The organism is Aeromonas sp. FDAARGOS 1405 (assembly GCF_019048265.1).
Taxonomy (GTDB): Bacteria; Pseudomonadota; Gammaproteobacteria; order Enterobacterales; family Aeromonadaceae; genus Aeromonas; species Aeromonas veronii_A.
Map to the genome: position 1 here is coordinate 3,659,382 of NZ_CP077311.1, position 23,276 is coordinate 3,682,657.

General features: G+C 59.0%; 20 protein-coding genes and 1 other annotated feature. Of the genes, 9 read left to right on the forward strand and 11 right to left on the reverse strand.

What is annotated here, in order from left to right:
- Window positions 1-112: 112 nt before the first annotated feature.
- Together I6L35_RS16755 and I6L35_RS16760 are read right to left on the reverse strand one after the other, a co-directional pair.
- Window positions 113-979: a CHAD domain-containing protein gene (locus I6L35_RS16755; protein ID WP_128816434.1), complete on the reverse strand. Its 867-nt coding sequence runs from the start codon at window positions 977-979 to the stop codon at window positions 113-115.
- A 15-nt stretch (window positions 980-994) separates the two neighbouring features.
- A complete protein-coding gene (locus tag I6L35_RS16760) occupies window positions 995-1,267 on the reverse strand; it encodes an acylphosphatase (RefSeq protein ID WP_005345583.1) in 273 nt (90 codons plus the stop codon).
- Between the two features lie 82 nt (window positions 1,268-1,349).
- On the opposite strand from I6L35_RS16760, the gene I6L35_RS16765 reads away from it, so the two are divergent.
- Window positions 1,350-2,780, forward strand: coding sequence for a methyl-accepting chemotaxis protein (locus tag I6L35_RS16765; RefSeq protein ID WP_216978808.1), 1,431 nt, complete (start codon window positions 1,350-1,352; stop codon window positions 2,778-2,780).
- Between the two features lie 129 nt (window positions 2,781-2,909).
- Here I6L35_RS16765 and I6L35_RS16770 read toward each other — a convergent pair whose 3' ends face one another.
- On the reverse strand, window positions 2,910-4,478 hold the full coding sequence (locus tag I6L35_RS16770) for a flagellin (protein ID WP_216978809.1): 1,569 nt from the start codon (window positions 4,476-4,478) through the stop codon (window positions 2,910-2,912).
- A gap of 293 nt (window positions 4,479-4,771) precedes the next feature.
- Between I6L35_RS16770 and I6L35_RS16775 the strand changes: the two genes are divergently transcribed.
- On the forward strand, window positions 4,772-5,965 hold the full coding sequence (locus I6L35_RS16775) for a class I SAM-dependent methyltransferase (RefSeq protein WP_005336736.1): 1,194 nt from the start codon (window positions 4,772-4,774) through the stop codon (window positions 5,963-5,965).
- Window positions 5,966-6,308: 343 nt separating this feature from the next.
- A complete protein-coding gene (locus tag I6L35_RS16780) occupies window positions 6,309-7,493 on the forward strand; it encodes an acyltransferase (protein ID WP_216978810.1) in 1,185 nt (394 codons plus the stop codon).
- Between the two features lie 34 nt (window positions 7,494-7,527).
- Here the strand turns inward: I6L35_RS16780 and I6L35_RS16785 are convergent, their stop codons facing one another.
- Window positions 7,528-7,956 (reverse strand): GNAT family N-acetyltransferase, encoded by a 429-nt coding sequence (locus I6L35_RS16785; RefSeq protein WP_216978811.1) that lies wholly within the window; start codon window positions 7,954-7,956, stop codon window positions 7,528-7,530.
- A gap of 405 nt (window positions 7,957-8,361) precedes the next feature.
- On the opposite strand from I6L35_RS16785, the gene selD reads away from it, so the two are divergent.
- The 3 genes from selD to I6L35_RS16800 are packed head-to-tail and all read left to right on the forward strand — an operon-like array spanning window position 8,362 to window position 11,178.
- On the forward strand, window positions 8,362-9,399 hold the full coding sequence (gene selD / locus I6L35_RS16790; RefSeq protein WP_139408216.1) for a selenide, water dikinase SelD: 1,038 nt from the start codon (window positions 8,362-8,364) through the stop codon (window positions 9,397-9,399).
- Window positions 9,396-10,511 (forward strand): tRNA 2-selenouridine(34) synthase MnmH, encoded by a 1,116-nt coding sequence (gene mnmH, locus I6L35_RS16795; protein ID WP_216978812.1) that lies wholly within the window; start codon window positions 9,396-9,398, stop codon window positions 10,509-10,511. Before selD ends, mnmH begins: the two co-directional genes overlap by 4 nt.
- A 22-nt stretch (window positions 10,512-10,533) precedes the next feature.
- Window positions 10,534-11,178 carry an MBL fold metallo-hydrolase gene (locus I6L35_RS16800; RefSeq protein WP_216978813.1) on the forward strand — a complete coding sequence of 215 codons (645 nt, stop codon included), beginning with the start codon at window positions 10,534-10,536 and terminating at the stop codon, window positions 11,176-11,178.
- Window positions 11,179-11,987: 809 nt separating this feature from the next.
- Here I6L35_RS16800 and rnd read toward each other — a convergent pair.
- The 7 genes from rnd to I6L35_RS16835 all read right to left on the reverse strand — a co-directional run bounded on the left by rnd (window position 11,988) and on the right by I6L35_RS16835 (window position 19,629).
- Window positions 11,988-13,100 carry a ribonuclease D gene (rnd, locus tag I6L35_RS16805; protein WP_216978814.1) on the reverse strand — a complete coding sequence of 371 codons (1,113 nt, stop codon included), beginning with the start codon at window positions 13,098-13,100 and terminating at the stop codon, window positions 11,988-11,990.
- 108 nt (window positions 13,101-13,208) lie between these two features.
- The gene (gene fadD, locus I6L35_RS16810) at window positions 13,209-14,885 is read right to left on the reverse strand and encodes a long-chain-fatty-acid--CoA ligase FadD (RefSeq protein ID WP_085942148.1); all 1,677 of its coding nucleotides are present in this window, start codon (window positions 14,883-14,885) and stop codon (window positions 13,209-13,211) included.
- Window positions 14,886-15,083: 198 nt separating this feature from the next.
- Complete coding sequence (locus I6L35_RS16815) at window positions 15,084-15,950, reverse strand: alpha/beta fold hydrolase (protein ID WP_216978815.1); 867 nt, start codon at window positions 15,948-15,950, stop codon at window positions 15,084-15,086.
- 20 nt (window positions 15,951-15,970) lie between these two features.
- Window positions 15,971-16,486, reverse strand: a complete 516-nt coding sequence (locus tag I6L35_RS16820) for a Slp family lipoprotein (RefSeq protein ID WP_216980310.1) — start codon at window positions 16,484-16,486, stop codon at window positions 15,971-15,973.
- A 118-nt stretch (window positions 16,487-16,604) separates the two neighbouring features.
- On the reverse strand, window positions 16,605-17,306 hold the full coding sequence (gene tsaB, locus I6L35_RS16825) for a tRNA (adenosine(37)-N6)-threonylcarbamoyltransferase complex dimerization subunit type 1 TsaB (protein WP_005345613.1): 702 nt from the start codon (window positions 17,304-17,306) through the stop codon (window positions 16,605-16,607).
- A 90-nt stretch (window positions 17,307-17,396) separates the two neighbouring features.
- On the reverse strand, window positions 17,397-19,316 hold the full coding sequence (locus I6L35_RS16830; RefSeq protein WP_216978816.1) for an ATP-dependent DNA helicase: 1,920 nt from the start codon (window positions 19,314-19,316) through the stop codon (window positions 17,397-17,399).
- Between the two features lie 67 nt (window positions 19,317-19,383).
- Complete coding sequence (locus I6L35_RS16835) at window positions 19,384-19,629, reverse strand: hypothetical protein (RefSeq protein ID WP_216978817.1); 246 nt, start codon at window positions 19,627-19,629, stop codon at window positions 19,384-19,386.
- A gap of 188 nt (window positions 19,630-19,817) precedes the next feature.
- Window positions 19,818-19,942: a sequence feature (His leader region), on the forward strand.
- 28 nt (window positions 19,943-19,970) lie between these two features.
- Here I6L35_RS16835 and hisG point away from each other — a divergent pair.
- From hisG to hisC, 3 genes are read left to right on the forward strand one after another with little or no spacing between them, the layout of a single operon-like run.
- Window positions 19,971-20,867, forward strand: a complete 897-nt coding sequence (gene hisG, locus I6L35_RS16840; protein ID WP_071910208.1) for an ATP phosphoribosyltransferase — start codon at window positions 19,971-19,973, stop codon at window positions 20,865-20,867.
- Between the two features lie 12 nt (window positions 20,868-20,879).
- On the forward strand, window positions 20,880-22,205 hold the full coding sequence (gene hisD / locus I6L35_RS16845; protein ID WP_216978818.1) for a histidinol dehydrogenase: 1,326 nt from the start codon (window positions 20,880-20,882) through the stop codon (window positions 22,203-22,205).
- Window positions 22,202-23,272: a histidinol-phosphate transaminase gene (gene hisC / locus I6L35_RS16850; protein ID WP_216978819.1), complete on the forward strand. Its 1,071-nt coding sequence runs from the start codon at window positions 22,202-22,204 to the stop codon at window positions 23,270-23,272. Before hisD ends, hisC begins: the two co-directional genes overlap by 4 nt.
- Window positions 23,273-23,276 lie beyond the last annotated feature (4 nt).

Consider the following 23,276-nt stretch of genomic DNA (forward strand, 5'->3'; position numbering starts at 1 on the left):
CAGATAGAGAAGAGAGGCCAAACGGTCTCTCTTTTTTTGTCTCACCTGTTTGGCTTGGTTAGTTTTTGTAGATGCTGGTCGCGGATTACTTTCGTAGATTGCGGCCTCGAGGCTATCCACCGCTTGACTTGGTGGACGATACATTTTGTTCTGAATACCTGACCAGCCGACTTGCCATGTCTTCCATGTTGTGACCTGCCTGCATCGCCAGTTTGAGCGCTACCAGCTCCGCCTGCTGGCAGTCCAGTTGACGCAAACGGACAGTGATCTTTTGCTTCAACTGCTGCCGCAGTTTCGTCTGCTTGTGGGTGCCCCCCTGCTCTGCTCGCAACCTCCGCCGCCATTGACGCCAATCCTGCAACTGGCCGAGTCGTTCCTGCCAGTGAGTCAGGGTACTCAACCAGCCGGGATCTCCACTCCCCAGATCCAGCAACAGTTCCACGCCATAACGGGCCTGCTTGATCTCGAGGCGCAGCCGATGCCAGCGGCGCAACTGTTGCTGACGGGAGCTGACAGATTTCCCAACGCAGGGAATAGGTTCATCGAGAGCGCTCTGCGCCTCATCAAGGCGCAGGGCCAGATGCTGCAGATAGAGGAACGCCAATGCCCGCGCATCCTGCACCTGCGCCACCACCGCAAGCCAGCGGGCCAATCGCCGCGACAACAGGGGCACGCGACAGGCCGATTTGTGGGTATTGCCAGTGCTGGCAGGCAGCTTGCCAAAACGCTCGGCGTAGACCTGAGCATCCCGTAGTGCAGAGAGCCGCCCGACCGAGCGCAGCAGACGCCGCTCCAGCTCGGGATGATAGGTGAGTGGTCGCCACAGGGCGAGCAGTGCCAGCAAGCGGCGCGCCGCGATACGGTAGCCATGCACGGCCGGTTCGCTGGCCTCTTCGCGCACCGCTCGCGCCGCCTCCTGATAACGGGCGACCCAGCTTGTTGCCTGAGTCAGCAACAGACCTTCCTTGTCAGCGTCCATCTCGTCTCCGCCCCTTCAGTTGGTGTGAAAGCCCTGACCGGTGGGAGGCAGCGCCTCTTCATACTCCATCCGGGTCACCCTAGCGGTGCGCGGGCCATGCTCCAGCCACCCCAGCATCATCTGCACCCCCTGTGCGGGGCCGCTGATCAGGATCTCCACCGAGCCATCCTCCAGGTTGTAGGCATGGCCCCGCAAACCCAGTTGCAGCGCCCGCTCACGGGTGAAATAGCGAAATCCCACCCCCTGCACCTGCCCCCACACCCGAATGACAAACGATTGCTCTCCCATTTCTCACACCTTCCGCTTAAGAAAAAATTTCCCGAGACGATAATGTGCCCGACACTCTATCTCTGCAGGATGCAGCTCCATTATGAAAGAAGTTAAATTCCGGTGGGTTGACCGCTATCTCATTCACCTCACCATCAGTGAAAAATTCCATATCGCGTTCTGGTTACCTCTCTTCATCATCGCCTTTCTCAGCTGGTACATGCTGGCGGCCAGCCATCAGCAGGAGGTCTCCCTGCGGGTAGCGCAGTTGCAACAACGGGTCGAGACCACGGCGCAACTGGTCAGCCAGCAGCCAACGCTCACTCTGCCAGCCGATCTGCGCATCCAGCCACAAGGGGTGAGCGGGCTCGAACAGCAGGGCGATCGCTACCGCTTCACCGCACCAGCGGGTCAGGCTGGCTATGTGACCGGCGAGCTCGACACCAGTACGTCCTCAATGTGGGATGATCAGGGCACCACGCTCACCATGATTGGCGCGCTGGCAGCCCTGATGGCGCTGGTGATCCACTACATGATGACCTTTGTCTCCGGAGCGCTTTACTCCACCAACAAGGCGTTGCAAACCGTGGCGGACGGCGATCTCACCTTCCGACTCAACTTCTTCCCGGTGCGAGACGAGTTCTCCACCCTGGCGGGCAGCATCGACCGCTTTACCGACCGCCAGCACCAGATCGTCAAACTGGTGGAGGAGTCTGCCGAAGCGCTGACCATGGCAGCCGACGAGTTTCGTGATCATGCCTGCGAAGGCGAGACCATGGCGCGTTCCCAGCGCCAGCACATGGATTCACTGGCCACTGCCATGGAGCAGATGTCGGCGGCGATCCGCGAAGTAGCGCGCAATGCCAACGACACCCTGCTGCAGACCCGACAATCGAGCGAAGAGGCGGCCAATGGCGCCAACCGGGTGGCCCGCACCATCGAAGCGATCCGTACTCTGGCCGACGAGATTGGCAACGCCTCCGGCGCGGTCGAGCGGCTCACCCACAATGCCAACCGGATCAACGAGGTGGTCAACGTCATCAACGCCATCTCCCAGCAGACCAACCTGCTGGCCCTCAACGCAGCTATCGAAGCGGCCCGAGCCGGTGAGCAGGGTCGCGGCTTTGCAGTGGTGGCGGATGAAGTGCGTACCCTCGCCAGCCGTACCCAGCAGGCGACGGTGGAGATCCAGCAGATGATCGAAGAACTGCAGACCGGTACCGGCGCGCTGAACGAGATCATGGAACAGACTGTAGGACGCGCCGCCAGCAGCCAGCAGCTCATCAGCGAGGTGGGGCTGGATATCGAAAAACTGAGCAACCACAGCGATGCGGTGCTGGAGATGAGCACCCAGATCGCCACCTCCAGCGAGGAACAGAGCTCGGTCGCCGCCGAGATCACCCACAATCTGGATCAGGTGCGCCATGAGGCGGCGCAGGTGGAAGAGTCCGCCAGTGCCTCGGTAGCCGGTACGCAGGGGCTGAAAGCCACCGCCAACGAGCTGACCCAGGCACTCAAGGGGATCACTCTCTGACGCTGCCGAATAGCATCCGGCAACAAGAAGCAATAAGAAAAGAGGCCACCCATTGGGTGGCCTCTTTGTCTTTATGGATAGTGACCATGAATGATAGCGACCAATTGCTATGCCGGCTGGCAGTCCCGCTCAGGATTGAAGCAAACTCAGGACCGCATTGGGGCGACTGTTTGCCTGACTCAAAATCGAAGCACTCGCCTGCTGCAAGATTTGGGTGCTGACCAAGCGCGCCGATTCCACCGCCATGTCGGCATCCCGGATCCTTGAGCGGGCAGCGCTGAGGTTCTCATTGGCATTGGCCAGATTGCGTACCCGGGAATCCAGCGCGTTGGCTTGGGCCCCGAGCCGAGCGCGCTGAACACCCAGCTGTTTCATACCCACATCCAGGGTTTTGATGGCCCTGCTGGCGTTGTCTTCACTAAGAACATCAATGTTATCAACGGTATATTTCTTCTTGTCCTCTTGATAAAAACCAAGCGCATTCAAGCTGGATCCCTGCATATCAATATTGGAATACTTGTCGCCTGATGAGCGCAGCTCCATCTGACCGATATACGTCGTCGATGTAACATCGGGTAACAGAGAGCTCAGAGAGGAACTACTGATCACCGGAGGCGCCGGTGGTGCTGGTTGCGGAGGGGGGGTTGTGCCATTGGCCAGCGCAAGGCTGTTGCCCTGAGCGCTATGCATGGTCAATGAATTGCTGGCGGGATTGCTGTTGTTGGAGGCACTCACATAAAAACCCAGACCTGCCGATTGCGCAGTACTGTTGATGCGTTGCACCACGGTTGCCATGATGGCACTATTTTTTGCTGTCGGATTGACCGGATCCCATCCGGTCATATCAATGCCTGTGGTCAAATCCACAGAGTGACCCGCCACATCGATATAGGAGGGTAATGCGGATAAATCGACCGCGGAGGCGACACAAAATGGCAGTTGTTGCGCTTGTACCGGCCCCTGATTATTGGGAAAGGTGGTGCCATTAATATCTGCCACGAACGCTTCCAGGGTTGAATAGTCCTTGTCAAAAGTGACGCCATTAAGGGTGATAGGCTGAGATGAAAGCTTGAGATCAGCAATGTCATACGCCCCTGGCTTGCTTCCTGCCGGACTGCGCGCTTGCCACTCCATCTCCCCCAGATTTTTGGTCTGGGCATTGAGATCGGTAATGACAGTATTCTGTCCTGCATAGGCACCGACCAAGAAGATACCTTCGTAACTCCCCGCCAGCAGGTCCTGTCCGGCAAACCGGGTACCTGTGGCAATCCGGTCCATCTCCAACTGCAGTTGCTTGAACTCAGCATTCAGGGCTACGCGATCCTCTGCCGTATTGGCACCGCTTCCCGACTGCAGTGCCAGGGTGCGCATCCGCTGCATCAGGTTCACCGACTCATCAAGCGCCCCATCGGCGACGTTGATCACCGAGATCCCATCATTGGCGTTGCGAATAGCGGTGTTGGTCCCGTTCACTTCACTGGTGAGGCGATTACTGATCTGCAAGCCTGCTGCATCATCAGCGGCACTGTTGATGCGCAAGCCGGATGAGAGTCGTCGATATACCGAATCCAGCATGTTGGATGATTGACCAAGATGGCGAGAAGTATTGAGGGCTGAAATATTGGTAGCGATGGAGAGGGACATGGACAGCTCGATACAGGAAAGATTCAAAATGGTCTCCCCCACTATCGACATCATCAAATGACTCTTTAGCGAAAATCACTATAAAGTAAGGTTAAAACGCTTTATTGGCTACATTGTGCACACATAGTGACCAGCACTGAACAAAAAACAAGCACAACCGACTGTGACATATAAGATAAACAGCGTGAAACGCCAACATTGAGATTCTGCAAATCTTGCATATGCAACACTCGGGCGTTGTCCAGACGTACAATTCGTCACTCTGCCATATACCAGCAAAGGCTGGCTTAGCCGCACTATTGCACATAGAATGTGGCCCCTTTTCTTTCTACCATCGGCAAACATCAATGAGCGCTTCCATCTATCTCGTCAAAGGCCGCGAAAAATCCCTGCTGCGTCGCCACCCCTGGATCTTCTCCAAGGGGATTGAGCGGGTTCAGGGCAACCCCATTGACGGCGATACCGTCGAGATCTATGCCAACGATGGCAAGTGGCTCGCCCGTGGCGCCTGGTCAGGCAGCTCCCAGATCCGTGCCCGGGTCTGGACCTTCGACAAGGATGAGACCGTCGATCTCGACTTCTTTATCCGTCGCCTCAAATATGCGCAAGAGTCTCGCGATCCGCTGATCAAGCGTCAGGGTCTCACCGGCTATCGCCTCTGCGCCGCCGAATCCGACGGCCTGCCGGGTCTGACCATCGACCGTTATGCCGATTTTCTGGTGTGCCAGATCCTCTCTGCCGGTGCCGAGTTCCAGCGTGAGCTGATAACGCAAGCACTGCGTACCCTCTACCCAGAGTGCAGCATCTATGAGCGCTCCGATGTGGCAGTGCGCAAGAAGGAAGGGCTGAAAGAGCGCACCGGCGTTATCTATGGCGAGACCCCGAACGAGCCGGTGGTCATCGAGGAGAACGGTGGCGTCAAGATCCTGGTAGACATTCGCAACGGCCACAAAACCGGTTTCTATCTGGATCAGCGGGACAACCGTCAGGCTGCCGCCAAGTACACCGAAGGCAAGCGGGTGCTCAACTGCTTCTGCTACACCGGCGGGTTTGGCGTTTATGCCCTCAAGGGCGGCGCCAAGGAAGTGGTCAACGTCGATCTCTCCCAGAATGCGCTGGATATCGCCCGCCAGAACGCCGAGCTGAACGGGCTGGATACCAGCAACACCCAGTTTGTCCGTCACGACGTATTCAAGCTGCTGCGGGAATACCGCGAGAAGGGCGAGAAGTTCGATGTCATCGTGCTGGATCCGCCCAAGTTTGCCGAGAGCAAGGCCCAGCTGCTTGGCGCCTGCCGTGGCTACAAGGACATCAATATGCTGGCGTTCCAGCTGCTGGCGCCGGGTGGCGTGCTCTTGACCTACTCCTGCTCCGGCCTGATGGAGCAGAGCCTGTTCCAGAAGATAGTGGCCGATGCGGCGCTCGACGCCGGTCGCGATGCCCAGATCCTGGAGCTACTCTCCCAGGCCTCCGATCACCCCATCGGTACCGCCTATCCGGAAGGCTTCTACCTCAAGGGTCTGGTGGTACGCGCCCGCTGATCGGTCGTCATATTCCCTTGTGATCAATCAGGCCCCTTGCGGGCCTGATTGCTTTGCATCGTATGGTGCCTGAGCCTGACGCTCGTCCCGATTCCCCCTCTCTGCTTTATTCGCATTCCTTCTCCTCCTCTTTTGCTGCCATCGCCCCACTTCTTCTCTGTTTAAATTACTTTGCACAATAACTGCACATTTATGATTTAAATCACACCCGTATGACTCTCTTTTCCGTAGTGTGATCCCGCCTGCGGCAGCCAAGCCGGGGCAACCGTCCCATCAGGATTGATGGACGGCACAACAACAAAATAGATGTCAGGCCAAGCTGAACATCACAAAGGATCCCGTTATGAATCAATCATTGCCGCTGTTAACGCCGCTGCGGGGCATCGCTGCCCTGATGGTGGTGCTGTTCCATGCCCGCTTGCTGCTCTTTCCCCAGTGGATGGAGTCGATCGCAGGCCACACCCAGCTCATCGAGAATGGCTACCTCTGGGTCGACCTGTTCTTTATTTTGAGCGGCGTGGTGCTGGCCCATGTCTATGGCGAGGCCTTCACCCGCACGCCCCGCACCGTGAGCTATGGCCGTTTTCTCTGGCTGCGGCTGACCCGTGTCTACCCCCTCTATCTGGTGACCCTGCTGCTGCTGGTCGGCTGGGAGCTTTACAAGGCGCAGCACGGGGTGGGCTTCTACGCCGGCCCCTTGTTCAAGATGTGGGAGTGGGAAGGGATGCCCCCCTTCGGCTCCCCCTTCACCCCGGCCGAGGCGCTGCCGAGCGCCTTCCTGCTGCTGCAGGTGATGACCGATCACGGGCTGACCTGGAACTTCGCCGCCTGGTCGCTCAGCGTGGAGTGGATCAGCTACCTGCTGTTCCCGCTGCTGATTCCCCTCGCAGTCACCCGCAGTCGCTGGAGCCATCTCGCCCCCCTGCTGGCGCTGACGGTGCTGGCCTTTATCGTGCACAGTCGCGGCACCCTGGATGTCACCAGCGGCGCCTTAGCGGTGGGGCGCGGGGTGAGTGAATTTGTGCTCGGCCTCTGGCTGCTGCCGAGGGTCAAGGCCGCGCAAGGCGTGCCCATGATGAAGCGAGATCTGCCGCTGCTGGTCGCCTTTGTGCTGCCCTTCGCGCTGATGCAGTTCACCATGACGCCACCACTGACACTGCTGCTGATCGCCTCCTACGTGCTGCTGATCTGGATTGCCGCCTGCCAAGGCAATCGCCAAAGCACGCTGCTGCGCCTCCTGGATAACCGCTTCACCAACTGGCTGGGGGATCTCTCCTACTCTATCTACCTGCTCCATGCGCTGGTGCTGCTCACCGGCTGCGAGCTCATCCACTATCTGGCACCGGGGCTCACCGAGTGGTGGTATGGCCAGACCAACCCGCTGCTGGGGGTTGTGGCAACCTTACTGATGCTGGCGGTGCTGATCGGCCTCTCGGCATTGAGCTACAACCTGCTGGAGCGACCACTGCAACGGCGCCTGCGCCGCTGGGGCAAGTCACGGCAACCGGCGCTGGAGCAAGCCGGATAAGCTAATCTCGCCCTGTCTGGATGAGTTGACGGCTTTATGCCAACTCATCCAGTACCAGTTCATCCAGACTGCTCATCACCCAGGCGCTCGGGTGCTGGCTAAATCCGAGCTTGGGGTAGTACGCCACCGCCTGCGGCGCGGCCAGCAGGATCAGCTTGCAGCCGGGCTGCAATTGTAAAAACGTCTCGCGAATAAGGGCTTTGCCAATCCACTGCCCCTGCACTGACTCAGCTACCGCCAGATCCGAGAGGTAGCAACAAAAATGAAAATCGGTCACCGAGCGAGCCACCCCGACCAGGGTCTCGCCCTGCCAAGCGGTGATCAGCAAATTGGCGTTATCCAGCATGCCCTGCAGGGTGTCCGGATGGTCCAGCGGCCGTCTCGCCCCCAGCGAGGTCTGCGCCAACAACGCCGCAAACTGCGCCGTGGTGATGGGGTGGTTAACCAAAAATGTGGTGGACACTAAGCTCTCCTGTTGTAGATCGGCGGTTGCGTGCTTTTGGTCTCTTTGGCGTTCTTTTTGCTGCATCTGTACTGCAATCAATCAGCCAGCGCCGGATCCAGACCGATGACAGGCAAGTGCGGGCAATTCCCTGCTGTTTATGTGAATTCCTGTTCGAACCCCAAGGGGCAAATGTGGCATAATGCCCCGTCCTGTGGCCCTTGGCGGGGCTGCGCTGGCGTACCTTGTCGCCCATTTCTTCCCCGTCCGGCCTGGCGGTCTTTCATAACTGCCAGTCATCGCTGCCCCTGTTGGCACCGAGGCCACCCATATTTGCGGCTTCTTGTCTTCCTCACTACAAGGCCGCCCATTGACCAAGACGGCTCCACAGAGCCTCTGCTCTGTTTGCAAATAAAAGGGGTAAGTATGTCTTCCATTCGTCTGACCCAATACAGCCACGGCGCTGGCTGCGGCTGCAAAATCTCTCCCAAGGTACTCGACACCATCCTCAAGAGCCAGATCCCGGGCTTCAACGACCCGACCCTGATCGTTGGCAACAGCAGCAAAGATGACGCGGCCGTGGTCGATATCGGCAACGGTCAGGGCATTGTCTCCACCACCGACTTCTTCATGCCCATCGTCGATGACCCCTTCACCTTTGGCCGCATCGCCGCCACTAACGCCATCAGCGATATCTATGCCATGGGCGGCAAGCCCATCGTCGCCATCGCCATCCTCGGCTGGCCCATCAATACCCTGCCCGCCGAAGTGGCCCAGCAGGTGATCGACGGCGGCCGTCAGGTGTGCCATGAAGCGGGGATTTCGCTGGCCGGTGGCCACAGTATCGATGCCCCCGAGCCCATCTTCGGCCTCGCGGTGACCGGTATCGTGCCCCTTGACGCCATCAAGCAGAACGATACCGCCAAGGTGGGTGACACCCTCTATCTGACCAAGCCCCTTGGTATCGGTATCCTCACCACCGCCCAGAAGAAGGGCAAGCTCAAACCTGAACACGAGCAGCTGGCCCCCAACGCCATGTGCACCCTCAACAAGATTGGCCAGCGCTTTGCCGAGCTGCCGGGTGTGCACGCCATGACCGACGTCACCGGTTTTGGTCTGGCTGGCCATCTGCTGGAGATGTGTGAAGGATCCAATGTCAGTGCCCGCCTCGACTTCAAGGCGCTGCCGCTGCTGGATGAGGTGGATTACTACCTGAGTGAGGGCTGCGTTCCGGGCGGTACCCTGCGCAACCACGACTCCTACGGCCACAAGCTGGATGCCATGGACGATCGCACCCGCAACATCATGTGCGACCCGCAAACCAGCGGCGGCCTGCTGGTCGCCGTGGGTAAAGAGAGCGAAGCCGAGCTGCTCGCCATCGCGCAAGAAGCTGGCCTAGAACTCTCGCCCATCGGTCAGATCAAGCCCCTTGAGGGCTCCCGCTTTATCGAGATTGTCCAATGAGTGAATTGCCACTGGCCACGGACTACGCCCAGATTTTTTTAGGCGATGTGCCGTTGATTGATGTGCGCGCCCCCATCGAGTTCAAGGAGGGGGCCTTCCCCTGCTCGACCAATCTGCCCTTGATGACAGACGATGAGCGCGCCCAGGTGGGGACCTGCTTCAAGAAGCAGGGTCAGGCCGCCGCCATTGAGCTTGGACACAAGCTGGTGGGGGGAGCAGTACGTGCCGAGCGACTCGAAGGCTGGCTGGCGCAGTTGCGCCAGCAGCCCGATGCCGTGCTCTACTGCTTTCGCGGCGGCCTGCGCTCGCAAACCGTACAGCAGTGGCTGGCTGATGCCGGGGTCACTCGCCCCCGCGTCGCCGGTGGCTACAAGGAGCTGCGCCGTTTTCTGATCGACACCCAGGACAAGGCCTCTGCCGAGTGCCGCTGGAGTGTGCTGACCGGCATGACCGGCTCCGGCAAGACCCACATGCTCGATCAGGTGGCCCAGGCGCTCGATCTGGAGGGACATGCCCATCACAGGGGCTCGTCGTTTGGTCAGCTGCCCGGCGGCCAGCCGAGCAACATCAATTTTGAAAACAACATGGCCATCGAGCTGCTCAAGCGCCGCCATCAGGGCGAGCATGCCTTTGTGGTTGAAGATGAGAGCCGGCTGATTGGCCGCTGCTGCCTGCCCCTCTCCCTCCATGAGGCCATGAGTCAGGCACCGCTGGTGGTGGTGGATGTGCCGCAAATAGATCGGGCCGAGCAGATCCGTGAAGATTACGTGCACGATCTCTGGCTGCGCTATCAAGCCATGTATGGCCAGGAAGCCGGTTGGCCGCTGTTTGCCGCCTACCTCACCGATGCGCTGGCCCGCCTCAAGCGCCGTCTTGGCGATCAGGCCCACCGCGAGCTGGATGCCCTGATGCAGACCGCCCTCACCGAGCAGGAAAAGAGCGGCGATACCGCGCTGCATCTGGCCTGGATCACGTTGCTGCTGACCCGCTACTACGACCCCATGTATCTCTATCAGCTTGGCAACAAGCAGGAGCGCATCGTGTTTCGCGGTGACAAGCAGGCCTGCCTCGACTATTTCGCCGAGCAGCATGCCAGCGCACTGCGCGGCTGACCCATCCCAAGCGAGGAACTCTATGTTGAAATTCGAGGTGATCCCGGTCACCCAGTTCGCCCAGAACTGCTCCCTCATCTGGTGTGACGAGACCCATCAGGCGGCCCTGATCGATCCGGGCGGCGAAGCGGACAAACTGCTGGCCGCCATCGCCAAGCGCGGCCTGACCCTGACTCATATCCTGCTGACTCACGGTCATCTGGATCACGTCGGTGCCGCCGCCGAGCTGCGGGAAAAAACTGGCGTCGCCATTACCGGCCCCCACAAGGAGGACGCCTTCTGGCTCGACATGCTGCCCCAGCAGAGCCAGATGTTCGGCTTCGCCCATACCCCCGCCTTCACGCCGGATCGCTGGCTTGAGCAGGGTGACAAGGTGCAGCTTGGCCAGTGCGAGCTGGATGTCTACTTCTGCCCCGGCCACACCCCGGGCCATATAGTGCTGCTCTCCCAAGCCGAGCAGCTCGCCTGGGTGGGCGACGTGCTCTTTGCCGGCAGCATCGGCCGTACCGACTTCCCCCGTGGCGATCACGCCACTTTGATCAAGTCGATCACCGAGACCCTGCTGCCGCTGGGTGACGAAATCGTCTTTATCCCGGGCCACGGCCCCAGCTCCACCTTCAGTCGCGAGAAGGTGAGCAACCCTTATCTGACCCAGCCTATCTGGTGATCAAAAAAGGCAGCGGTGTTCCGCTGCCTTTTCTTTTTTTATGAAGTCCTCATTGATATAGGTACAAGCGAGTCTTTATAATTCACCATGATTTGTCTCTGACCATCAAAACTTGGGAACAAAAATGTATCTTGCTTTAGCTATTGCCATATTGTTATTTATTTTTTTTCTGAAGAAGTCACGAGCCAGATATAGAATCAGAGATTACAAACGCCCAACAATCATTCATGGGATAATAATACTACTCGTTAATATTGCATTTGAAATAATATATAGAGCTGAGTTTGCCCCCATTCAGGCCGGTTACAGCAGCTTACTAACCTATGTACTGCCTCAAGTTATATACTACCTATTGTTGATCACCATTTTTTTAGTTATGGCATATAGATATGGTTTTTTCATATGGCCAGATGATAGAAATGCAATAAATAGACAGCATACAATCAATATCCCTATGTGCTTCTTGTTGACTATTTTTATAGTATGCCCATCTGCCATGCGAAATGGAATTATTGAAGCATCACCCTATCTGCATGTTTGCAGTCTTATTGGTAGCGGACTTACCTCTATCTATCTTGTAAGAATTTTCACAATTAAGTTCAATAAGACAATTAATGATATATAACTTTTTATTGCCATCACAGTCATGAAAAATAAGCGCGTTTATTTCTACCTCTTGTTCTTGAACCACAATTATTTGATAAGCGACCACAATATATTCTGACATTTTAAATCATAAATATCCCCTGAAAATAAAAAATCCCCACCCGAGGGTGAGGATTGATTTATAAGTGCAACCGTAAGGTGGCTTATTGTGCCAGCAGGTGACCGACCAGCTCATGACGCCACCCTTGCAGCAGCATCGGCTTGTCGCTGCGGGCCCGCTCTTCGTCGTTCATCCGCCAGCTCCAGGTGAAGTACTGGTGAATGATCTTCTTGCTGGCAATCAGCTCGGGCGGAATATTGTTCGCCTTGGCCTTCTCTTCCACCATGGATTTGATGCGTTTGAGCTCGGCCTTGTACTGGGGGAAGTCGACCAGCCGGCGAATGGGCTCGGGCCAGCTGTCAGGATCGCTCTGCTGCGCCTTGGCGACAATATCGAGCATCCGCTTGCCGTGGATCTTGATCTCGATGGGCGAGAGGCCGAGCTCGTTGAGATCCCGCAGGGAGGCAGGACGACGCTCTGCCACCTTGAACAGGTGCAGCTCTTTGACCACGAAGTTCAGAGCCAAATCGCGGCGCACCGCCTCTTGCTGGCGCCAGGCGGCCAGCTCGCGCAGAATGGCGAGCTCGCGGCGACCCAGTTGCCAGGCGTTGACGATGTCAAGATATGCCTGACGGGGATCGCTACCCTGGGTCTTGCGGGCGGAGTGGTTCTGACACTCCTGCTCGAACCAGGCAAACTTGCCGCTTTCCCGCAGTTTGGCCATCACTTTCTCGTAGAGCGGCATCAGGTAGAAGACATCCGCTGCCGCGTATTCAAGCTGACGTGGCGTAAGCGGGCGGGCCAGCCAGTCGGTGCGCGCCTGATCTTTTTCCAGCTCGACCCCGAGGAATTCATTCACCAGCGCACCAAAGCCGACCGATACGCCGTAACCGAGAAAGGCGGTAGCCAACTGGGTGTCGTGCATCTGGTTGGGCAGGTGGCCAGCCTGATGCTGGATAAGCTCCAGATCTTCGCCAGAGGCGTGCAGGATGGCGATCTGCCCTTCCCTGCCCAGTCGTTGCCAGAGGGCGGAGAGATCCAGGGTAAGCGGATCCAGCAGCGCCAGATGCTCGCCGTCATAGATCTGGAACAGGCCAAGCTGGGGATAGTAGGTACGGGTGCGAACGAATTCAGTATCGATAGCCAGGGGAACGTCGGCCAGAGAAGCGAGATACTGCTCAAGTTCGTCTTGCTGAGTGATAAGTTGATAGTGCATCTGTGCCTGCGCGGTTGATCAGGGCCAAAAAGAAAAAACCGTGGGATGACCCACGGTTTTGCATAACGACGGTGCTGGTTTGCAGAAGATTCTGCAGCCGCTGTCCGGTTATTGCTTGGCAATCTCCTCGTCGCGCAGTACGCGGCGCAGGATCTTGCCCACATTGGTCTTGGGAAGTTCGTCACGAAATTCTACCAGTTTCGGCACCTTATAGGCAGTCAGATGTTTGCGGCAGTGGGCAATAATCTCATCCTCCTGCAATTTTGCATCTTTCTTGACCACAAAGATCTTCACCAACTCGCCGGAGACCTTGTGTGGCACACCGACAGCGGCCACTTCCAATACTTTCGGGTGCAGGGCAACGACATCTTCAATCTCGTTCGGATAGACGTTGAAACCGGAGACCAGGATCATGTCCTTCTTGCGGTCAACGATCTTGAAGAAGCCCTGCTCGTCGCACACGGCGATATCACCGGTACAGAGCCAGCCATCCTGCATCACTTCGGCTGTCGCCTCGGGGCGCTGCCAGTAGCCCACCATCACCTGCGGGCCACGAACCTGCATTTCGCCGGGGGTGCCGAGGGCGTGGATCACCTGACCGTTGTCATCTACCAGACGGATCTCGGTAGAGCAGACCGGCAAACCGATGGAGCCGTTGTAATCGGTCAGATCGTAGGGACAGACACTCACCAGTGGCGAGCACTCGGTCAGACCATAGCCTTCCAGCAGCGGAGTGTCGGTCAGTGTCTTCCACTTCTCCGCAACCGCGCGCTGCACTGCCATGCCGCCGCCGATGGTGAGCTTGAGCTTGTCAAAGGCGATCCCCTGAAACTCTTCGTTGTTGACCAGCGCATTGAACAGGGTGTTGACCCCGGTAATGCAGGTGAAGGGGTACTTCTTGATCTCTTTGACAAACCCCGGGATGTCGCGCGGGTTGCTGATCAGCAGGTTGTAACCGCCGATACGCATAAAGAGCAGGCAGTTCACGGTCAGGGCGAAGACGTGATAGAGCGGCAGCGCGGTGACCACGAACTCCTTGCCACGCTCCAGCATGGGGCCGTAGACGCCGAGGCACTGCTCGACGTTGGCAATCATGTTTCGATGGGTCAGCATGGCCCCTTTGGAGAGGCCGGTGGTGCCACCGGTGTACTGCAGGAAGGCGAGATCGTCGTTGGTGATCTCCGGCTTGATGTACTGCAGGAAACGCCCCTTGGAGAGGGCCTGACGCATGGTGGTAGCGTGGGGCAGATTGTATTTCGGCACCAGCTTCTTGACGTACTTGACCACGAAGTTGACCAGGGTGCCCTTGGCCAGCCCCAGGTTGTCCCCCATCCGGGTCAGGATAACGTGCTTGATCGGGGTGTCGTAGACCACTTTTTCCAGGGTATGGGCGAAGTTGGAGACGATGACGATGGCTTTGGCACCGGAATCTTTGAGCTGGTGCTCCAGCTCGCGCGGGGTATAGAGCGGGTTGACGTTGACCACTATCATGCCGGCGCGCAGGATGCCGAACACGGCGATGGGATATTGCAGCAGGTTGGGCATCATCACCGCAACCCGATCCCCTTTCTCCAGCTTCAGCTCGTTTTGCAGGTAGGCAGCAAAGGCGCGGGACTGCTCTTCCAGCCGGCGGTAGGTGATGGTTTGGCCCATGTTGACGAAGGCAGGCTGATCGGCAAACTGGGTTACCGAGGACTCGAACATCTCGACCAGGGAGCTGTATTGGTCTGGATTGATCTCGGCGGGGACCCCTTCCGGATAACGTTTCAGCCAGACTTTTTCCACAAACTTCTCCTGCATAACTAGCACCTGTGCGCTCACTGTGTTGCCTCCGTCCCGGTTCACATCCATTTTAATCGGTTGTTTTAAGCTGATGCTCTAATGCCGCACATATTTACACAGCGCAACATCAATTAACAGCAAATTAACAACAGAAAAATGTGAGGGAGAAAACAAACCTGGAATTATTGAAAGCTGGCGATTCTACCGAACTTGACAAAACTTTACGATACAAACGGCCGTATCAACCGAATTTTCCATATGAAAATGGTGGTTTCCACCCAATATGACCCGCTCGATCTGCTGGAAGGCATCCTGACGGGCCTGCCATTGGGCTTCAAGCGCAGCAAAGCCCTGCTCCCCCTGAATCAACAGCACAGGACAACGGATAGCCACCATCAATGCACGAGCCTGTCCTTCGCTCATTCTCAGGGGCGACAGATCCCGCAAACGGGGATCGCTGCGCCAATGCCAGCGCCCTGCCCGCTCTTCAAGCTGCCGCTCACAGATAAGGCGCGCCGACTGCGGCGTGATATCCGCCACTTTGCAACGGGCGGCGACAGCCTCATCGATGGAGGCAAAGCCGTTGGCACTGCGCTCCCGGGTGCGACTGCGGTTTAAAATCGCACGTCGCAGTTGGGCAGCTACCTCCTCATCGGGCTGGCTCAGCGGCCCCAACCCCTCCAGCATGATCAACCGCTCCACCTGTTCGGGAAACACCCCGGCATAGGCGGAGGCGATCAACGCCCCGAGGGAGTGACCGAGCAGGGTGAAACGCGACCAGCCGGCCGCCCGCACGATCTGGTAGAGATCGTCCAGCCAGTCGACAAAGACATAAGGGGTGGTTTTATGATCGGAGTGACCATGTCCCGGCAGATCGACACAGATGAGGTGAAAATCTCCCAGATGCGGCGCCAGCGGCAAGAAGCTGGCACTGTTGTCGAGCCAGCCGTGCAGGGCAATCAGCAGGGGTTTGCCCTGCTGAGCCTGATCCGCGAGTTGATTCTCAAGCAGGGCCACCTGCCGACCATCAGCCAAGGTGAGCAGACGTTCGTGCATGGTGCTCATCATAACGTTAATCATGGTAAGCCTTAGCGACGCAGCGGCCGTCTCGGCCAGAAGGGATCATAGAAGGGGTCGTAGAAGTAGGGGTCCATATAGCGCACCTCCACCTCCTTGACTGGCGGCCACAGCTTGCTGCCCGTCACATTGAGCACAGAGAAGCGGTACTTGTGCTCGCCAATCTGGCTATCAACCGGTTGGCCTATGGTACCAAGCACCGTCAGACTGCGCCCCTTGGCGTAGAGGGTCGGATCGACAAAACCCTTCATGATAGCCAGAAAACGGCCCGGGCTCTGCTCGGTCTGCTCCGGCACACCGTTGGATTTAAGCGGCAGATAGACCACTTCAATAACGCTCTGATCCGCCTTGTTGTGCACCGCCGAGATAACGCCGCTCCAGCGGGCCGGTTTGCCCTCCATCCCGCCAAGGGCGGGCTGATAGGCCACCAGCTGGTTTTCTGGCTCATAGGCCAGCTCTTTAGGAACCGAGCTGCAGGCTCCGAGCAGCAGGGCCAGCGCCCCGACCACCAACCCGCGTTTCATCATGTCGCTTCTGGTATTACGCATCATGTCACTCTCCTGTTGCCGGCGTAGCCCGTCGGGCCATCCGCTTGTGTTGCAGCTGATGAGCGGCAAGAGCGACATGCTGTCAGTGCTCCTGCCCTTATTCGCGACCCGGCAGTTTTTTCCAGGTCACCTTGTCACGCAAATAGACCGGCGTCGCCTGCTCCACTGGCACCGCCTCCCCCGCCAGCCAGGCGGCGCGGGCCAACGGCAACATGTCTTCTGCCGCCGGGAAGCGCACCTGACTCACCGCCAGCTCATCGGCCAGACCACTCAGGGTCTCGCCATAGGTTTCAAAACCGGTGCCGACGCAGGTCACAGGGCCCGCAAGCTTGCCACGGACGTCAACAAGTGCCGCGGGTTCGCTCACCACCTCGTCCCCCACCAGCTGCATACGGCCATCAATTAGCTCATAGCGGCCGAAATAGACCTCGTTCATCCGCGCATCGATGGCGGTCAGCACCTGCTCGGCGCCATCCAGTCGATAGGCGCCTTGCGCCATGGCGGCCAAGGTCGAGATGCCAATCAGCGGCACACCCGCACCAAACGCCAGACCTTGCGCCACACTGATGCCGATCCGCACGCCGGTAAAGGAGCCCGGACCACGGCCGAACGCGATGGCATCGAGGTCACTCAAACTTATCCCGGCATCCTCTAACACAGCCTGAACCATGGGCAGGATTTTTCGGGTGTGATCCCGTGGCGCCTCCTCCCAGCGGGAGAACAGCTTGTCACCCACCAGCAAGGCGGCGGAGCAGGCTTCGGTGGCGGTATCAACGGCCAGGATCTTCAACTCGTTCATGCTTTCCAATCTCTATAAAATCAGTCAATTACATAACCGGCAAGCGAGATATGCTCACCCGTTGTTCAAATCTGTTATCTGGCGGCACACTTATTCACCGCGTTCAGTGCGATCGAAAAAAATCCCCAACGTTCCCAACTCCCGGGTGCGAGGGATGGCGGGCAGACTCTTGATAAAGGTGGCGCCATAAGGCTTGTTGACCATGCGTGGATCACATATCACCAGTACCCCGTGATCACTGCGATCACGAATAAGCCGCCCCACCCCCTGCTTGAGGGCAATCACCGCCTTGGGCAACTGCAGCTCGGCGAAGGGATCCCCCCCCTTGAGCTTGCAATCATCCACCCGCGCCTTGAGCAGCGGATCATCAGGGCTGGCAAACGGCAGCTTGTCGATGATAACACACGACAACGCAGCCCCTCGCACGTCGATCCCCTCCCAGAAACTGCTGGTCGCCACCAGCACGGCACGGCCATTCTCGACAAACTCCTTGAGCAGCCGCTGCTTGTTATCCTCCCCCTGCAACAAGACGGTACGGCCAATCTCCCGGCGCAGCACCTCGGCTACCTGGCGCATCACCTGATGGCTGGTGCAGAGGAAGAAACAGCCCCCCGGTGTCTTGTTGATAAGCGGGATCATCAGATTGGCCAGCTGCTCGCCACGGCCAAAGGCGTTGGGTTCCGGTAGAAAACGGGGCACACAGAGCCGCGCCTGCTCGCCATAGTCAAACGGGCTGTCGAGGATCAGCTCGGCGCTGCCCGCCAGCCCCAGCTCGGCCTTGAAGTGGTCAAAACGCATATCCACCGTCAGGGTGGCGGAAGTGAAGACCCAGGCCACTTCCGGTCTTTGCACCTCGGCACTGAATCGCTCGGCCACCGAAAGCGGCGTGAGATTGAGGGTGAAATGAAGCCGTGAGCAGTCGTACCAGTAGGAGAAACCGGTCTGGTTGACCGCCAGCACTTCACCCAGGCGGGTGCGCAGTTCACTGATGCGCTCGAAGGCGTGATCCAGCTGCTCGCCACGGCCGAGAGCCAGTTTCAGCACCTCGTAGCAGAGCCCGATGGCATCGTTGAGACGAGCCAAGGCCTGACCCCAGAGCGGCCGGCGCAGCATGTCGCGGGTATTACCACGACCGCCATCCACCCCGAAGGCGAGACGCAAGTCCTGACTGGCGATAGCGAGCCGGTCCGCCGCCTTGCCGAGCTGGGCCATGTCGTGCGCCTCTGCCCGATAGGCCAGCTGGATATCCTGCGCCAGATCCTGAATCGTTCGGCTACCCACCGACTTGCCGAAATAGTTGGTGGCGATCTCCGGCAGCTGGTGTGCCTCGTCAAACACGTAGACTTGCGCTTCGGGCACCAACTCGCCAAATCCGGTGTCTTTCACCGCCATATCGGCGAAGAAGAGGTGATGGTTGATCACCACCACCTGGGCATCCATGGCACGGCGACGGGCCACCACCAGATGGCAGTCGTCATAATAGGGGCAGTCGCGACCGAGGCAGTTGTCGTTGGTGCTGGTGACGTGAGCCAGGATCTCGGCGTTCTCCTGCAATCCCGGAATATCCCCCACATCGCCGTTATCGGTAGCGGTGGACCAGGATTTGACCTTCACCAGATCGTTGAGAATTTCAGGCTTTTGCAGATGGGATTCGCTCAAGAGCCGGTTCATCCGCTCGATGCAGAGATAGTTGCTGCGTCCCTTGAGCAGGGCCACCGGCGGGGTGTAGGAGAGCGCGCCGGTAATGGTCGGGAGATCCCGATAGAAGAGCTGTTCCTGCAGATTTTTGGAGCCGGTACTGATCACCACCCGCTTGCCGGACTCCAACGCCGGCACCAGATAGGCGTAGGTCTTGCCGGTACCGGTCCCCGCCTCCACCAGCAGACGGCCACCACTTTTGATGGCGCGCGCGACCGCTTCGGCCATCTCCAGTTGGGGAGCGCGGGCTTTGAAACCGTCGATATGGCTGGCCAGAGGGCCATCTGGCTTGAACAGGGTCTGGATGGTCACAAGGGCGTCCCGCAGCAAAAGCGGCCATTATGCCAAAAGCGCGGCAAAAGCGGGACAGATAATCTGCCTAGACAAACAGATCGATCTGATGCTCGGGATCCGGCTTGTGATCAACCTCCTCCGCCTTGGGCTGATCACGCTTGGCGGGCGTGCTATACGCCTGCTGGCGCTGCTGGGAGTCACTGTTGTCAGTGCTGGTCTTGCGCAGCTGGTGCTTTTTGCTGATCTGGTTCACTTCCCGCTTGATCTCTTCGCTGCCGGGCGCGGCGGGCGCCCGGGGCAAAATGGGGAACAACAGGTCCTGGCTGGGCATGATGGCGACTCCTGCAAGGGGTTATTGTCTAGTTATCGGCCAGAAAACCGTTTTCGCCACTTTAATCGATCAAATCACAATTTCGGGTTGCATTTTCTGTCAAGGCAGGTAGTTTAAATCAGGCGTCAATTACGACATCTTATTTTGTAAAGGATTGATTACATGAAGTTCGCCACCCTGAAGACTCATCACCACCATCATCATCCCGACTAGTCTTTCAGGAGGTTGACTGCTGGAGGACACTTAACTGGTGACTTCCAAAAGGACCGCAAGATTCATAAACCCTCGGAAGCACCCACTTCCGAGGGTTTTTTCGTTTTTGACTAGAAGGAAATCGAGCAATGGAAACACAACGTCTACGTATCGCCATGCAAAAGTCCGGTCGTCTGAGCCAGGACTCCCAAGCCCTGTTCAAGAGCTGCGGCCTGAAAATCAACCTGCGCGAGCAGCGCCTTATCGCCCATGTCGAGAACATGCCCATCGATATCTTGCGGGTGCGCGATGACGACATCCCGGGTCTGGTGATGGAAGGGGTGGTTGACCTTGGCATCATCGGCGAGAACGTGCTGGAAGAGGTGCAGCTTATTCGCGCTTCACAGGGACTGCCCTTCGAGGTCAAAACCCTCAAGCAGCTGGACTTCGGTGGCTGCCGCCTCTCGCTGGCGGTGCCGGAAGATGTGACCTACACAGGGCCAGAGAGCCTTGCCGGCAAGCGCATCGCGACCTCCTACCCCGGGCTGCTCAAGCGCTTCTTTGATGAAAAGGGCCTTGGCTTCAAGAGCGTGATGCTGGGCGGCTCGGTGGAAGTGGCGCCCCGCGCGGGCCTGGCCGATGCCATCTGCGATCTGGTCTCCACCGGCGCGACCCTGGAAGCCAATGGCCTGAAAGAGGTGGAGGTGATCTACCGCTCCAAAGCGGTGCTGGTACAGGCCCCCAACCCCTTGTCCGATGCCAAGCAGAAGCTCATCGACAAACTGCTGCCCCGCATTCAGGGGATGCAGCAGGCCCGCGAGAGCAAGTACATCATGCTGCACGCCCCCAAAGACAAGCTCGATGCCATCACCGATCTGCTACCGGGTGCCGAGCGCCCCACCATCATGCAACTGGCCGGTGACACCAATCAGGTGGCGCTGCACGTCGTCTCCAGCGAGACCCTGTTCTGGGAGACCATGGAGCAGCTCAAGGCCCTCGGTGCCAGCTCCATTCTGGTGCTGCCCATCGAAAAAATGATGGAATAAGGAAGGGATATCATGCAGACCCTGATCTGGAAAACCCTCTCCCCCGCCCAGCAGGCCGACGTGCTGACCCGATCGGCCCTCAATGACGAGGCCGATATCGGCGCCGTGGTCAAAGAGATCATCGCAGCGGTACGCAGCCGTGGCGATGAGGCCCTGCGCGAGCTCAGCCTGCGCTTCGAGCGCGCCCCCCGTGAGCGGTTCCGCGTCAGCGAAGATGAGATTGAAGCTGCCTGCGCGCGGCTGGATGACGACATCAAAAGCGCCATCGAAGCGGCGATTGCCAATATTCGCACCTTCCACGCCGCCCAAGTGCAGCCTGTGGTACGGGTGGAAACCCAGCCCGGGGTGGTGTGCGAGCTGCGCACCCAGCCCATCAACCGGGTCGGCCTCTATGTGCCTGGCGGCAGCGCGCCGCTCCCCTCCACCGTGATGATGCTGGCTATTCCGGCGGCTATCGCCGGTTGCCGTGAAGTGGTGCTCTGCACCCCGTCCCCCGCCAGCGACGAGATCCTGTTTGCCGCCCGCGCCTGCGGGGTCGAGAAGGTGTTCGCCATCGGCGGCGCCCAGGCCATCGCGGCGATGGCATACGGCACCGAGAGCATTCCCAAGGTGGACAAGATCTTCGGCCCGGGCAACGCCTATGTGACCGAAGCCAAGGGGCAGGTTTCCCGCGACTGGCGCGGCGCTGCCATCGACATGCCAGCTGGCCCCTCCGAGGTGCTGGTGATTGCCGACGAGAGCGCCAACCCCGCCTTCGTGGCGGCGGATCTGCTCTCCCAGGCCGAGCATGGCCCCGACAGCCAGGTGGTGCTGGTGACCACCTCACCGCTGCTGGCCGACGCCATCAACGGCGAGATCAAGCGCCAGCTGGCCAAACTCACTCGGCGCGACATCGCCGCCAAGGCGCTGGGTTCAAGCCTGGTGATCCTCTGTGACGATCTGGCCGAGGCCTGCGCCATCTCCAACGCCTACGCGCCGGAGCACCTGATCGTGCAGACCCGCGCCCCGCGTGAGCTGCTGGACCGGCTTGAAAACGCCGGCTCCATCTTCCTCGGGGCATGGACACCAGAATCCGTGGGGGATTACGCCAGCGGCACCAACCACACTTTGCCCACCTACGGCTATGCCCGCACCTGCTCGAGCCTGGGCCTCGCCGACTATCAGCGCCGCTACACGGTGCAGGAGCTGAGCGAGCGCGGCATTCAGGGCCTTGGCCCCATCGTAGAGCGCATCGCCCAGGCCGAGGGGCTTGATGGTCACAAGAATGCCGTCACCCTGAGGTTGAACGCCCTGGCCGCCGCGCCCCAACAAACAGCACAGCAGAAGGATTTGTCATGAGCATTGCCAATCTGGCACGCCGCGTGGTGCGGGCCCTCACCCCCTATCAATCCGCCCGCCGTATCGGCGGCAAGGGCCACGTCTGGCTCAACGCCAACGAGGCCCCGCTGGCCTATCCCTTTACCGTCGAGGGGAGCCGTCTCAACCGCTACCCCGAGTGCCAACCGGTCGAGGTGGTGAACGGCTATGCCGCCTACGCCGGGGTCAATCCCGATCAGGTGCTGGTGAGCCGCGGTGCCGACGAGGCCATCGAGCTCTTGATCCGCACCTTCTGTGAAGCGGGACAGGATCAGATCCTCATCTGCCCCCCCACCTACGGCATGTACGCCATCAGCGCCGAGACCTGTGGTGTCGGCATCGTCGAGCAACCGCTCACCGCTAGCCGCCAGCCGGACTGGCCCGCCATCGCCGATCGCCTCGGCGACGTGAAGCTGGTGTTTCTCTGCTCCCCCAACAACCCCACCGGGGATCTGGTGGGTCGCGACGGCCTCATCGCCCTGCTGGAGAAGGCGCAGGATCGCGCCATCGTGGTGGTGGACGAGGCCTATATCGAGTTCTGCCCCGAGGCTTCCGTGGTGGACCTGCTGGCTCGCTTCCCCAATCTGGTGGTGACCCGCACCCTCTCCAAGGCCTTTGCCCTGGCGGGGATCCGCTGCGGCTTTACGCTGGCAAGCCCGGAGGTGATCGCCATGCTGGCCAAGGTGATCGCCCCCTATCCCATTCCCGAGCCTATCGCCCAGATAGCGGCGCAGGCCCTCTCCCCCATGGGGCTCGAGCTGATGCACGAGCGCGTGGTGGAGCTCAACAAGCAAAAGGCCGCCTTCAAGGCTGAGCTGGCAAGATTTGCCTGCGTGAAGGAAGTGTTCGAGGACAAGGGCAACTTCGTGCTGGTGCGCTTTGTGGATGGCGCCGCCGTCTTTGCCGCCATGAAGGCCGCCGGCATCATCCTGCGGGACTTCTCGACCAAGCCGGGCCTGGACAACAGCATTCGCGTCACCATTGGCTATCAGGGCGAGATGGACGCCGTGCTGGCCGTGCTGCGTGACCTGCCCTCTCCCACTTTGTAAGACA

What these genes read in the sequence shown, in the direction of transcription:
- hisD (WP_216978818.1), top strand. Translation starts at nt 20,880, where the DNA reads ATGCAGACCCTGATCTGGAAAACCCTCTCCCCCGCCCAGCAGGCCGAC.
- I6L35_RS16775 (WP_005336736.1), top strand. Translation starts at nt 4,772, where the DNA reads ATGAGCGCTTCCATCTATCTCGTCAAAGGCCGCGAAAAATCCCTGCTG.
- I6L35_RS16835 (WP_216978817.1), bottom strand. Translation starts at nt 19,629, where the DNA reads ATGCCCAGCCAGGACCTGTTGTTCCCCATTTTGCCCCGGGCGCCCGCC.
- I6L35_RS16780 (WP_216978810.1), top strand. Translation starts at nt 6,309, where the DNA reads ATGAATCAATCATTGCCGCTGTTAACGCCGCTGCGGGGCATCGCTGCC.
- I6L35_RS16815 (WP_216978815.1), bottom strand. Translation starts at nt 15,950, where the DNA reads ATGATGAGCACCATGCACGAACGTCTGCTCACCTTGGCTGATGGTCGG.
- hisC (WP_216978819.1), top strand. Translation starts at nt 22,202, where the DNA reads ATGAGCATTGCCAATCTGGCACGCCGCGTGGTGCGGGCCCTCACCCCC.
- I6L35_RS16765 (WP_216978808.1), top strand. Translation starts at nt 1,350, where the DNA reads ATGAAAGAAGTTAAATTCCGGTGGGTTGACCGCTATCTCATTCACCTC.
- rnd (WP_216978814.1), bottom strand. Translation starts at nt 13,100, where the DNA reads ATGCACTATCAACTTATCACTCAGCAAGACGAACTTGAGCAGTATCTC.
- hisG (WP_071910208.1), top strand. Translation starts at nt 19,971, where the DNA reads ATGGAAACACAACGTCTACGTATCGCCATGCAAAAGTCCGGTCGTCTG.
- I6L35_RS16820 (WP_216980310.1), bottom strand. Translation starts at nt 16,486, where the DNA reads ATGATGAAACGCGGGTTGGTGGTCGGGGCGCTGGCCCTGCTGCTCGGA.
- tsaB (WP_005345613.1), bottom strand. Translation starts at nt 17,306, where the DNA reads ATGAACGAGTTGAAGATCCTGGCCGTTGATACCGCCACCGAAGCCTGC.
- I6L35_RS16755 (WP_128816434.1), bottom strand. Translation starts at nt 979, where the DNA reads ATGGACGCTGACAAGGAAGGTCTGTTGCTGACTCAGGCAACAAGCTGG.
- I6L35_RS16770 (WP_216978809.1), bottom strand. Translation starts at nt 4,478, where the DNA reads ATGATGTCGATAGTGGGGGAGACCATTTTGAATCTTTCCTGTATCGAG.
- mnmH (WP_216978812.1), top strand. Translation starts at nt 9,396, where the DNA reads ATGAGTGAATTGCCACTGGCCACGGACTACGCCCAGATTTTTTTAGGC.
- selD (WP_139408216.1), top strand. Translation starts at nt 8,362, where the DNA reads ATGTCTTCCATTCGTCTGACCCAATACAGCCACGGCGCTGGCTGCGGC.
- I6L35_RS16800 (WP_216978813.1), top strand. Translation starts at nt 10,534, where the DNA reads ATGTTGAAATTCGAGGTGATCCCGGTCACCCAGTTCGCCCAGAACTGC.
- I6L35_RS16760 (WP_005345583.1), bottom strand. Translation starts at nt 1,267, where the DNA reads ATGGGAGAGCAATCGTTTGTCATTCGGGTGTGGGGGCAGGTGCAGGGG.